This is a genomic window from Flavobacterium gelatinilyticum, from assembly GCF_027111295.1.
GTDB lineage: Bacteria > Bacteroidota > Bacteroidia > Flavobacteriales > Flavobacteriaceae > Flavobacterium > Flavobacterium gelatinilyticum.
The window spans coordinates 2,484,883-2,497,212 of sequence record NZ_CP114287.1 but is presented as its reverse complement, the minus strand read 5'-3'; the positions used below and the strand labels follow the sequence as shown (position 1 = coordinate 2,497,212).

Annotated in this window: 14 protein-coding genes; 3 read left to right on the top strand and 11 right to left on the bottom strand. The window is 30.1% G+C overall.

Features of this window, described 5'->3' with window-relative positions; translation table 11 throughout:
* Window position 1: 1 nt before the first annotated feature.
* Window positions 2–1,453: a DNA polymerase gene (locus tag OZP11_RS10530; protein WP_281235160.1), complete on the top strand. Its 1,452-nt coding sequence runs from the start codon at window positions 2–4 to the stop codon at window positions 1,451–1,453.
* A gap of 4 nt (window positions 1,454–1,457) precedes the next feature.
* Window positions 1,458–2,477, top strand: a complete 1,020-nt coding sequence (locus OZP11_RS10525) for a hypothetical protein (RefSeq protein ID WP_281235159.1) — start codon at window positions 1,458–1,460, stop codon at window positions 2,475–2,477.
* A 310-nt stretch (window positions 2,478–2,787) separates the two neighbouring features.
* On the opposite strand, the gene OZP11_RS10520 is transcribed toward OZP11_RS10525, so the two are convergent.
* The 3 genes from OZP11_RS10520 to OZP11_RS10510 all read right to left on the bottom strand — a co-directional run bounded on the left by OZP11_RS10520 (window position 2,788) and on the right by OZP11_RS10510 (window position 5,160).
* Window positions 2,788–3,456: a DUF4844 domain-containing protein gene (locus tag OZP11_RS10520; protein WP_281235158.1), complete on the bottom strand. Its 669-nt coding sequence runs from the start codon at window positions 3,454–3,456 to the stop codon at window positions 2,788–2,790.
* The gene (locus OZP11_RS10515; protein WP_281235157.1) at window positions 3,449–4,363 is read right to left on the bottom strand and encodes a hypothetical protein; all 915 of its coding nucleotides are present in this window, start codon (window positions 4,361–4,363) and stop codon (window positions 3,449–3,451) included. Before OZP11_RS10515 ends, OZP11_RS10520 begins: the two co-directional genes overlap by 8 nt.
* Window positions 4,364–4,509: 146 nt before the next feature.
* Window positions 4,510–5,160, bottom strand: coding sequence for a fibrobacter succinogenes major paralogous domain-containing protein (locus OZP11_RS10510; protein ID WP_281235156.1), 651 nt, complete (start codon window positions 5,158–5,160; stop codon window positions 4,510–4,512).
* Between the two features lie 416 nt (window positions 5,161–5,576).
* Between OZP11_RS10510 and OZP11_RS10505 the strand changes: the two genes are divergently transcribed.
* Complete coding sequence (locus OZP11_RS10505; protein ID WP_281235155.1) at window positions 5,577–5,981, top strand: helix-turn-helix domain-containing protein; 405 nt, start codon at window positions 5,577–5,579, stop codon at window positions 5,979–5,981.
* A gap of 71 nt (window positions 5,982–6,052) precedes the next feature.
* Here the strand turns inward: OZP11_RS10505 and OZP11_RS10500 are convergent, their stop codons facing one another.
* From OZP11_RS10500 to OZP11_RS10465, 8 genes are all read right to left on the bottom strand, one after another.
* Window positions 6,053–6,682 (bottom strand): DMP19 family protein, encoded by a 630-nt coding sequence (locus tag OZP11_RS10500; RefSeq protein WP_281235154.1) that lies wholly within the window; start codon window positions 6,680–6,682, stop codon window positions 6,053–6,055.
* 66 nt (window positions 6,683–6,748) lie between these two features.
* Window positions 6,749–7,351 carry a dihydrofolate reductase family protein gene (locus tag OZP11_RS10495; RefSeq protein WP_281235153.1) on the bottom strand — a complete coding sequence of 201 codons (603 nt, stop codon included), beginning with the start codon at window positions 7,349–7,351 and terminating at the stop codon, window positions 6,749–6,751.
* A 62-nt stretch (window positions 7,352–7,413) separates the two neighbouring features.
* Window positions 7,414–8,538, bottom strand: coding sequence for a tetratricopeptide repeat protein (locus tag OZP11_RS10490; RefSeq protein WP_281235152.1), 1,125 nt, complete (start codon window positions 8,536–8,538; stop codon window positions 7,414–7,416).
* A gap of 59 nt (window positions 8,539–8,597) precedes the next feature.
* Window positions 8,598–9,074, bottom strand: coding sequence for a hypothetical protein (locus tag OZP11_RS10485; protein WP_281235151.1), 477 nt, complete (start codon window positions 9,072–9,074; stop codon window positions 8,598–8,600).
* A gap of 11 nt (window positions 9,075–9,085) precedes the next feature.
* Complete coding sequence (locus OZP11_RS10480; RefSeq protein WP_281235150.1) at window positions 9,086–9,862, bottom strand: hypothetical protein; 777 nt, start codon at window positions 9,860–9,862, stop codon at window positions 9,086–9,088.
* A 161-nt stretch (window positions 9,863–10,023) separates the two neighbouring features.
* Window positions 10,024–10,845: a hypothetical protein gene (locus OZP11_RS10475; protein ID WP_281235149.1), complete on the bottom strand. Its 822-nt coding sequence runs from the start codon at window positions 10,843–10,845 to the stop codon at window positions 10,024–10,026.
* 137 nt (window positions 10,846–10,982) lie between these two features.
* Window positions 10,983–11,447 carry an Mpo1 family 2-hydroxy fatty acid dioxygenase gene (locus tag OZP11_RS10470; RefSeq protein WP_281235148.1) on the bottom strand — a complete coding sequence of 155 codons (465 nt, stop codon included), beginning with the start codon at window positions 11,445–11,447 and terminating at the stop codon, window positions 10,983–10,985.
* Window positions 11,448–11,573: 126 nt separating this feature from the next.
* Window positions 11,574–12,275: a gasdermin gene (locus OZP11_RS10465; protein ID WP_281235147.1), complete on the bottom strand. Its 702-nt coding sequence runs from the start codon at window positions 12,273–12,275 to the stop codon at window positions 11,574–11,576.
* Between the last annotated feature and the right edge of the window lie 55 nt (window positions 12,276–12,330).

The window sequence follows — 12,330 nt, the reverse complement described above, 5'->3', positions numbered from 1 at the left end:
TATGAAAAAGTATATCTTAATGTGCATTGAGTCTCAATGGTATTCGTTAAACTTAGAAGATTTTGAAAGTTTTGAAGCAAATAATTCTTTGAGATTCAGAAGTACCGATAGATTGATAACTTTTCAAGCTAGTGATTTGATTAGGGAATTGTATTCAAGAAATCCAAAGGTTAATTTACCAATAATTATAGATTTAGAATCGTTTGATAAACAGATGTCACAGGAGGGCAAAGAATTCCGAGAGTATAAAAATTGGAAAGTATTAAATTTTTTAAAGCATCATCAAATTATAGATTCTGGATTTGAGTTAAATTTCGATAACTTTAAATTAGTTCTGCAACATTTAGCTGTTTTGTATTTAAAACTTATAGAAAACGATGTTTCTGAAAAGAATCGTTTTGAAAATGTTGAAATAACAATAAATAAATTAATTCATGAAAGACAAATAAAAGGTGTTAGAATTAATAAAGAAATTGCTGAAAAGAAATGTGTTGAAATAGATAAGGAAATTTATAGAATAAAAAATATTCTGCAACTACAATATAATATTTTTGCACCCGAAAATGAAAAACAGCAAAAAACTTATCTAAACTCAAAAGGTTATACAATTTTCGAATCTTTACTTTATACCTTTAAAACTAGAAGAAATGATGATTTAATTTGTGAGTATTTCTATGATCTTCTTAGAAATAAACAGGATTTAGAAAGTCTTTTGTACATCATATCGAGATGGGGAGGAGAACAGAGAACTTATCCAAGATATTTGGGGTTTGGTACTATAACATCAAGAATCATTTTACGTGAACCATCTTTACAAAACTTAAGAAAAGTTAATAGAGATGTAATTGTTCCCGATTTAGGCATGAAATTGTTATACATTGATTATTCTCAGTTTGAAGCAGGAATTTTAGCATCATTAAGTGATGATGAAAATATGATTGCATTGTATAATTCTGATATTTATAAAGATTTAGCTAAAAGTGTTTTAGGAGATGAAAGCAAAAGAGATGATGCGAAAATAATTTTTTATAGATATATGTATGGAGATAAATCATTAGACTTACAGGCTAAGTCCTACTTTCATAAATTTAGAAAGTTAGAGAATTATAGAAAAAGTATTGCTTTAGAAATTTTTCAAAATAAGAAAATAGGGACTTTAAATGGCAACTTTAGGTGTCCAAAAGACGACGACGAAGAGATTATATGGTCTCTAAGTCATAAAATCCAAGCTACTGCATCGTTAATCTACAAGAATGCATTATTACAAGTTTATAATAACTTTTTTAGAGGTGTTGAATTTTTGATCCCAATGCACGATGGAACTCTGTATCAAATAAATGAAATCGAATACGATAAAATTCGAAAAGAAATAGAGAATATATATATAGAAGAATTTAAAAAGGCTTGCCCAAAGATAAATCCAAGAGTTAGAAGTAACGAACTTTTTCAGTAAACAAATGACAAATTTTTTTGATAAAAATAGAAAGTTCCAATTTACGATTTGGGAAATATTGTTAATAATAATTCTGGGCATATTTTTTTTAGGTATGCCATTAATTGTATTTAATGATCATATTGATTTAAAATACTTAGATGATCCATCGAATGTCGGTAGTAATATAGCAGGGATACTAGCGCCATTTCTAAGTTTAACAGGAAGCGTTCTAGTGTACCTTGCATTTAAAGTGCAATTTAAAGCGAATCAAGATATTCAAGTACAATTTAAGAGACAAAATGATGATCAGCATTATTTTCGTTTAATAGACTCATTAGATAAAAGAATTACATTATATTCTTTTAAAGCAACAAATGACGAACATTATTCAGGGTATAATATTTTGAGTTATTTCTTAAAAACAATTCAAGTGCGAATTGATAAAAGAATGGAATCTTTTTCAAAAAAAATATTTTTAAATGATCCAAATATTTTTTCAGATGAAGACTATGAAAAAATATTTAAGCATGTTGTTTCTAGAACAATATTTCCAACATTTGAAAAATTCAAACATGATTATTTGAAAGCTGATTATGATGAAAGATATAGAATTAACATGTATGACATTGATTATGAAGACAATCTTAATAGAACTCTTAAAGAACTGATAAGTTCTAAATTTTATTATTTACCTGTTAGTTATATTAGAGGATTTTACCAAAACATTTTAAATGAATTAATTAAAGAAAATAGTAGTTTTTTTGATGGTTATTTTAAAACTTTAGATTTGATAATGAATCATATTGAACAGAGTGAGAACTCTGTATTTTATATTGATTTTTTAAAAGGAAATCTTACCACAGCAGAAAAAATTATAATCTTACTCTATCTTGGAAGTTTTAATAATAATAGTAATTTAGAGAAAAAGATTTTAAAACATAAAATAGTTGATTCATTAATCAATGTCAAAGGTGTGAAAATCGGTAATGTTACTGAACAGGAATACCTAAGACACATTGAGACTCTATTGACTCGTATTTAAAAACTTTAATTTTAAATGGGTAGTTTAGCTATATAAGAATACGTTGATTTGAAATTGTTTTAAAATATTTAAAATGGATGAATAATAAAATAATTGAATAAAGTAACATGGACTTATAAGCTGCTATCTAAAATTTTCAAATCTTCCATCAAATGGTTCGAATTCTGTACCGTCAAGGTCACTAATAAAATTTGAAAAGCCTGCAAAGTTTATATTTTGCAGGCTTTTTTATGGTTCGGAAATTCATTTCGTTTCATCTTTTTTTAATTCAAAATCAGGCTAATATTATAGCAACTGTTACTACTTGCTTTTATTCTTTGTTTTTTAATTGTTCTAATCTTAGTAAAGCTTTGGATAAATCATATTCTTCTTTGGGCAATTCTTCTATAAGTTCATAATTTAGAAATCTATATCTTTTTATTCCGCAGCCTTTATCGAGAATATTAAGTTCAGAACACTTTACACATTTAATTATATCAAACTCAAAACTAGGAATTTCATTATCTCGTTGCAGTATAAAAGTTTCCAATTGAGTTTTGCATTTTTGACATTCTATAGAAAGAATTTCATGTCTTTTCTTTTCTTCTGCTAATACTTCTTCTGATGCTTTTCTTACAGCTTCTTCATGATTATAAGTTTCAGTTCCGTATGCCCAAAAGTTTAGTTTTTCGTTAAGACTATCGATCTTTAAAATTTCGGCAATCTCGTCAAAATAATCCATTACAAATTCTCTTTCTTCTGTATCTAATTCGTCAAATTTAATTTCCTTGTAATGGAGATCAAATATATCCTCAATTTCTTTATCTGATTTTTTTGTATTATTTGCAAAAATTAAATTAGTTAATAGATCGTTTAAAGAATTTTCAAGTGAAATGCATAGACTTTTTTCTGACGGATTCAATCCACGACTTTCCCATTCTTCGTTTGAGAATTTTTCCTTGTCTTTTAATTTTTCTAATGTTAAAATTCTATTATTCACAATTTTTCTTTAAGGTAGTTCTTTCTTTTAATGTTTTGTCGAAATCTGTTCCCAGTTCATCAATCAATCCATCAGAAAAATGGCAAAAATAAAGTTCACCATTTTGATCATTTTCTTTTACAGCAATTATTCCATCATCAAATTCAACTAAATGAAAATAATCTCCATCATCTAATCCGGTTCTTTGTATTTCAGAAATTCCTAAAATTCGAAAATCATTAAACTCTAAGCCCTCAGTTTGCTCAATGATTTGTATGTAACCATTAGGGAGTACAGAGTCAATTTTTCGTTTAAATGTCTCAATTTGCTGTGAAATTAACGGATTATATGCAGTTTTAATTGTTTTCACTTTTACAATCTCTCCAATCACGCCGTCAAAATTTGGAATTGTCTTGAATTTTGTTTTTTCAATACTAATTACAACCTTCTCATTTGGATCATTGTTAATCTTTTTGCTAATTATTTCAATATTGTCTGTCTTCTGAATTCGCTTGGGATTAGGTCTTATTTTCCATCCCCAAATCCTACCGTCATAACTATCAAACACAATGCTGTATTGTTCTTCGTTTACTTTAAATTTAATGGTTGCAATTTTACTTTCGTCTTGTCTCGAATATTTTAAGTCAGGTGACATTTTTTTATCTCCATATAATTCTATTGACATACTCTTCTCCCAATACTGCCTCCATTTGCGTTTGTTTTCGAAGTATTCAATTTGTTTCTTGATTTTTTCAGCTAAATCAGGATCAAACATAGATGTAAAAATATCCAAAAGTTTTTTTTCAAGTTTTGTATATCCCTTGTTATTGAATTTTGGTCTGCGGATTTGAATTAAAATAAATGCTAATCCAAAATATAAAATTACTAACACTGTAATTATACATAATAATGTTATGAGTATTTCCATTGTATTAGCTGTAACGGTAGTTTTTTATTTTTTCAAACAATTAAAAAATATATTTCTTTAAAAATTCTGTGTTAAAAGTTTTGCGATATATTTCATTATTTTGTTTTAATTTCTATTTGTCACTTTCACCAAAACAGGTACCTTTTTTAATCATTTTTGATAAATCGAACATACATTCCATTCGCTGTGGTATGTGCAGAAACTTCACCCATAACAGAATTATCTTCTGTCGTTAAACCAATAAAATCATTACTGTTTTTAGTTGCCTGAAGACTCCAAAACAAAGTACAATAGTCTAATGGGTAAAAATCGGTTTCATTTACAGTACTTCTGTATCCGCCTGAAAGAGCGTTAAAGCCAGAACTATTATCGCCATCCCATTTTTTAGATTTTAAATGTAAACCAGCATTGTCGTAACCGCCTAAAGAAGTAATTATTGCCTTCCATTCTTTATGTGTTGGAATATGAAATCCTTTAGGACATATACCTCTGGGGTCATTAACGGCAAAACCATTATAAATTTTCCCTATTTTTTTCTTGTTTTTTTGATTGTTTTCGTGATAGCACCAGGCTGGTTTTTTTAATTTGCCATACTTTCGCCATTCTTGCATTGTTTTTACTTCGGGTATTAAATCACCATTATTAAAACGGCTTACATTTAAATTTTCACTAGAGATTAAGTACTTGTCAATTTTTACTAAATTGTATTTATTTCCATCAATATCAGCAGTTATATTATTTTGAGATTTGTTAGGAAGAAGGAATAATAGAATGAATGATAAAAATAGTTTGTGCATATTTTAGTTAGGTTTAGTTAATTAAATTGTCTTTGGTTTTATAAATGGCGTCCAGCCTAATGCATATCAAATATATAATAATAAGCATATAAATCATCAAATGGGATTTAATACTTTAGCTTTGTGTAAAGTTGTCAAGTACTTCAATAATGTATCATAGTTTTCAGCCTCTTTCCAAAATGGCGATTATAAAAAGTTGTAAAAGTTACTCTATAACTAAACAGTTTATTTAGAACTTATATTTAGAAGATATTACAAGAAAAAAACACAAATTCTTAAAAAGGATAATCTATTCAAAAAACGGCTATAATATCCTTTAAAAATCTGTTTTTCGGGATATTTTTTATCTTTAGAAATCAAATTTTTTAATCCGAATAACTTTATCTTTGATGATTCGGAAAAAATAGATATGCATTATGGAACAGAAAATACATCAGGGACGAAACGTAAAACGTTTTAGAGAAATGCTTAACATAAAGCAGGAAGCTTTGGCTTATGATTTGGGAGAAGACTGGAACCAAAAGAAAATTTCGATGCTCGAGCAGAAAGATGTAATCGAAGATAATCTGCTGAAACAAATCTCGGCAGTATTGAAAATTCCCGTTGAAGCTTTTCAAAATTTTGATGAAGAACAAGCCATAAATATTATTTCTAATACTTTTTCAGATTTTAAAGATGGAGCCTCGGCAATTAATCTTCATCCCATATTTAATCCTGTAACAGAGGTTTTAAAACTCCATGAAGAAAAGATTGCTTTGTACGAGCGTATGCTCAAAGAAAAAGAGGAAATGATGCAAAGGCTTGAAAAATTAATCAAGTAAAAAAAAAAATGAATTTGTTTGTAATAAACTAGAACAAGGAGAAAAGCAGTTTTGCCTGTTTTTTTTCTGCTTTAATTACCAAATTCAGCTTTGTGTTTTCTTATAAAATTTACTTGTAACTGCTCTAAATTTTCAGTTTTCTTGAGGTCATAAAATTCATCGTCATATTTGTTCAACGGATTGTTCTCGTACGATTTGCTGAACCCTTTTACCGTTCCATCCTGATACTGCGTAATTTTGGCGTTTTCTTTTTCGAAAGTTTCATTGGCTTTTTTTGCCAGTTCAGAATTTTTAACAGCTCCAATTAACTTTAAAGCGTCAGGCAGAAATTCGTTTAACCGTCCGCTTGAGTTGGCGTAAAATTGGTTGTGACCTCCATTGTTTACTTCTGCTTCCCAAATTTCAGTTATATAAATGGCCTGCTTTGATTTATTCCAGGAACTTACAATTTCAAACTCTTTGTTATAATTTGTTATTTCTTTTGATAAGTAAAAAAAAACGATTTCCATTAAATGTTTATCGTCAGTAGTATCAATTGTTTTTTCAGTCAGCTTATAAACGGGATTATTATTAAAATCTTCAACAGATTTATTAATTTCTTTTTCGATTGACTTTAAGTAGTTTTCCTCTTTTTTATTTCCAGTACAGCCTGATAAGCTTAAGACTGCTGCTGTAATTCCTGTAATTATAAATCTTTTCATTTGTGTTTTTTGGTAAAAGGAATTACTTGTACATAATTCCTCATTTTAGTTTTCTAATTTAATAACTTATTTAATAGTTTCTCCGGCATTTCCTGTTTTTACGTCTCCGGCTCGTTTATAACTGGCGAGAATGACTCCAGTTGTAGTAACGGTGCTTTCGGTTAATGTAAATCCTGATGGATGAGCATTATCATCAAAAAGTTTTTTTCCTTTACCAAGAAGAACAGGATGAATTTTTAATCGGAGTTCGTCGACCAAGTCATTTTTTAATAATAAATGAATGAGTTCACTGCTTCCCCAAACCTGAATATCCAAGCCTTCGGAATTTTTAAGTTTCTTTATATCTGCCAGACTTGAGATAAAATGAGAATTTTTCCAGTCTGATTTTTCTCTGGTTTTAGAGAGAATATATTTATTGCCTTCGTTAATCCCCGGCCAGAATTGAGCATTGTTTGGCCAATAGTTTTCCCAAATTTCAAAAGTTTTTCTTCCTAAGAGATAATCTGCTGGTTTTAATTCGTTTTCAACCGCTTTGCTATACACTTTATCGCCAAAAGGTGCTGTCCAGCCGCCAAATTTAAAATCGTTTGAAGTATCTTCTTTTGGTCCGCCCGGTGCCTGCATTACACCATCTAGTGAAATCATCGACAATACAATTATCTTTCTCATAATCTTGAAGTTGGGTTATATACAAATTTACCAAAGATTATCGAAGTTTGGAATATTAGATTTTACTTATACTTATCAAAAACCTTTAATGCCTGAGTTTTTAAATCATCATAATTAAGGTCATCATTAAATCCTATTCCCGGATTATAACGTGCACCTGTTTTAGTGGCACAAAGCAAATATTTAGGACCGCCCAGTTCGACAGAAATGGGCGAAAATTCGGTTTGAACCCGCAATACCAGCTTATCTGAATCATCAAAAAAATAAAAAATATGTTTATTGTAAATATTGCCTGTGTTTTTATTTTCGTAACGCTCAAATACCTGAACAGAATAACCATTCCATTTAAATTGATCGAAACAAAACATATCTTTTACATTATCTTTTAGTACTCCTTTTGCGTACGCTTCGTATAGTTTGTCTTTGTACGGTTTTGCTTTTTCATATTCTTTTTTGTGGTAATATACCTGAATGAGTTTTGCATAAGAATGATAGTCAGAAGGGTCTATTTGAATGAGTTCTGTAAATGCCGGTTCTGCCTTTTCGTAATTTCCCTGTAAAGATTCAAAAAGACCGATATTAAACAAAGCACTTAAATAAGAAGGGGATTCTTTTGAGATTTTAGATTTTGCGGTATAAAATGCTTCCAGAGCTTTGTCATTTTGTTTTTGAGCCGAATAAATCTGACCTATCATTAAATAAGGCCGGTTTGGACATGCATTTTGTTCTGTAGCTTTTTTGTAGCTGTCCAGAGCGGCGTTGTAATCTTTAATTTGATAATAAGAATCTCCGAGTCCGCTGTAAAATTCGGCATCATCTGCTTTTAAACTAATGGCTTTTTTGAACCATTTTACAGCCTCGTCGTATTTGCCCATATAATTTAAAGTTGAAGCTTTTATATATATTGGCGAAGGATCTTTATCGTCTTTATTTATAGATAAATCAAGGAATTTAAGACAGTTTGCATCATCTTCTTTCATATAATAAGCCTGCCCGATGTAATACAGCGATTTTGCCGAATATTCTTTGTAATCTGATGTGTACTGACTGATTATTTTGTCAAATTGATCATTATCTAATAAATTTTTCAGTTCATCGGCTGTTTTGTCCTGAGCAGTAACTGCAAGACTGTAAAGGCTTAAAAAGAGCTTTACTAGAAGCTTCGATTTATCAATTATAGTTTTCATGGTTTTTGAATCTGATTGGGTTGATAAAAGTTTGAATGAGAATTTTAGGTCAGCAAATTTTACTTCATCTGATTATCTTCATCCAGTCTTTTGTTTATAAAACGAATCATTTTATCTACTGCATAACCTGCATCATTCGCCCTGCTTAAGCCTAAATAATAGTATGAAACCGCTCTGCCGGAATTGAGAATACTTACACATACTCTAGTGCCGTCAAGCGCAGGATGGCTGTCTTCGGGATTAAATTTTTCTTTAACACTCTGAAAACAGCTGAAAAGAGTATCTTGTTCAGCAGGATTTAGTTTAATTTTTTTAGTTATAGTCGAATCTTTGCCGTCTATATTCCTGAAGTTCGAGACATACAAAGTATCTTTTGTTTTATCTGTCAGATTAAAAAAAGCAGCGCAGGCATGTTCTCCCGGTCTGCCATAAATTCTAAGTTCAAGCTGACAATCACGGCTCAGTTTTTCGGGAGCTTTTTTTTCGGAACAGGCAGTAAGTATAAAAATTAAAAGAATTGGGTATAGTAATTTCATAAAGCAGGATTTTATTTCGTCATTTTATTAAACTCAACAACATAATCGTAACCCAGTCTGCCTTTCAGGATACAAAGCTCGATTTGTTCTCCTTTGTAAAAGGTTTTATTTTTATTTACCGAAAATCGTTCATTGCGATGATCTTCCATATCGAGGTAAACGAAATATTCTTTAGATCTTTTTTTAGTAATTCTTGTTTCGGTTATGGTGAAATTTTTGCAGACTCTTTGTTCGTCAGCAAGAGTGTGATTTACAAAGCTGGAAACGGAGGGAGTAAGGAGAAAGAAACCTAATATGAAACCAGAAATCACGGTATATCTTCGATTGTTTTCGTCATAAACACTCGGCGAAAGTATTTTTAAAAGAACAGCAAATGCAATTCCAATTCCTATTCCAATAAAACAGGTGTTGCGGAAAAATACGGCTCCGTTAATGGTACGGTCAAAATTTCTAATCTCAAATATCAAACCTAATAATCCGGAGAAAAAAATGGTCAGCGCAAAATAATGAAAGAACTTATCCAGTGGTTTAGCAATTTTATTCGATGGCGTTTTTAGCGGGAAATATTCATTGATTAGATATTCGCAAACCTTAATAATTGCAATAATCTGGTAGAGCGCAATGAAAAGAAAGGGCAGAGGAACGAGTCTGAAAGCATCATTGTTATTGGCAAAAAGGCATATGATAATGATACACAATCCGATATACAGAAGCCTTTTGAAAAATTCTTTCCACAATTCAGAAGTTTCGTTGGAAACAGGATTTGGAATAGTTTTTTTTATTTTCATTTTATGTTTTCGGGTTAACTCAATAATCAGCTTTATATAGTTCTTACGATCTTCGGCTATATCTTTAATGCTGATAAAGATTTGGTTTTGGCAGAGCTAATATAAGTAATGTTTCATTGCGGGAAATACTTATTTTTTGTAACTGTTTTAAATCTATCAGTTTAAGGAAAACGTTTTATGAAGGTCTTTCTTTTTACAAATAGTATAGGATCATTTTTTAATGTACTTTTTTCTGAATATTCCTCAATTATAATTTTTATAGAATCATCTAATTTTTTTAAAAACAACTCTTTATACTTCATCTGACTACTTGATCCTCCAAATTCATTAATAGAATCTAAAGCTTTAAAGCTAAAAGGAGGCATTTTCGTTTCATTTTCTTTACAATCAAAGTAAATTGTAAAACTTAAATCATTTTCTACAGTTTTTTTATTGCTAAAATATTCAATAGTTGAAATTGCAGAATCTATTTTTAGAGTTGATCCGTCCAGTAATGTTTTTTTATTATTTACAGGCAGATAAGTGTAAGTTTTAGAATGTGTTAAGTATTTGTCATAATTATCAATTGGAAAATAACATATTAAGATATACACTAATGAACTAAAATAAATAAGTATAGTGAGTGACTTGTATACTTGTATAAATCTGTCTTTTTGATGTTTGTAAAAATATCTTGAGAAGAAGAATGTCTGAATAAGAAATAGAATAATGAAAAATGTAATGTAAAGAATTTTTTCAGGTAAATCATTTTTTTGGCTAAACATCAAAATATAAACACCGAATATGAAACTGAGGATATAGACGCAGATTAAAGTTCCATACAGCGCTAAATTTGACTTTAGAACTGTTGAAAAAGAAATCACTTTCCATTTTCTAAAAATAGTTATTAATACAATTGAGAAAACTATTGAAACTAAGAAAAAGAGGATGATATGAATAAATAAACTAATTATAGTGTCTATATGAGGGCTTCCGTAAAACATTATTTAATTTTTGTAATTCACTATTTGAGGATGGGATAAAGCTAATAAATAAAAAAGCTCCATTTACATAAAGAAAATGAAGCTGAGATAATTTTATATTTTAGAATTATAAAGAATATTTAAATTCTGGATTACTATTATTTTTTAGAAAATAAATTCTCCACAACCCAAGCCGGACCTATAAGTAAAAACTGAATGTCTTTTAAGAAAGACGGTTTTTTGCCTTCGATATCATGACCATAAAATTGTCCGACCCATGCCACTGCAAATAAGCCAAGCGAAAATATCCATAACGGAAATATCTGCGCCAGATAATAATTTGCAATAAGGCAGAAAAAAGAAAAAACAGCAATTTTAAGCGCCATTACCACCGATAACCGAATGTAGAACAGCAGGACAAAAACAAGAACAACACAAGCCCAGTTTTCAATTACCGGTGAATTCAGTTTTAAAGTTTCGGCAATAATCCCGCTCGGAATACTCATTAATAAACCCACGATCGAAAAGTAAATGACCGGAACGCAGATATAATGTATAGCCTTGTTTCTTGGATGCTGGTGGCTTACGGAATATTCCGCAAACCATTGTTCTAGTGTTTTCATTTTTTTGGTTTGTAAGGTTAGTTTTGTAAAGCTAATAAAATAAATGTAATCTGCAGCTAAGGCGTTAAGGCACAAAGTCTTTTAGATAAGTTAAGATTTAACCTTGATCCTTAGCGGCAAAAAAAATTAAAAGATATTATTAAAATCTGTAACCAGAATCAATTTTTTAAAACGGCTTTTGTCGTAATCTATACGGCTGGCTTTTACGGCTATGGGGAAATAAATTTCAGAACTCGAAACCATTTTTAATTTTTTCTGATTACTGATCGAAAAATCCAGTTTTCCGTTGGCGACTTCGTTTAAACCTGCGATAAGATTAGTATCGAGCGTAAAATCTGTTTCAATATCAACGATCAGGTTTTTAGCAAATACGGTTCCGGTAATAACAAGAATATGATTTCGGTTTGCGTTTTTTAATAGAGACGGATTTGGATGCACAAAATCAGCGTTGTACATAAAATCTTCAATGTTCCCGAGTGCATATTCTTTGGTAACCGAATTATCGTAACTAATTGTTACTTTTTTCCCGGATTTGATTTTATTTTCAAGCTCAAATGCGCCCAGACCAAGCGTTTTCAGGATTTCCTGCAAAAGGGTAATACCAATATTAAATCCGTATACATCGTTTTGATTGGTGCTTACATTTAATGCCGGATTTTCGATTTCAGTCAAAACAACACTGCTTTTAAAAGCATGCTCAATATGGGCGTAGTACAGCTGTGCTTCATCAAATGGTTTTTTAATCCATAATTGCAGGGGCTTGTGGTTTCGTACAGGACCTTCGATAATGTCGTAACCCTGATCGCTTAAAAAATTGGTAAGTTTCATTTTTTGGGGCTTTTAAAGTTGTTTACTATTAGTTATAGGACGAATAAATAAAGAG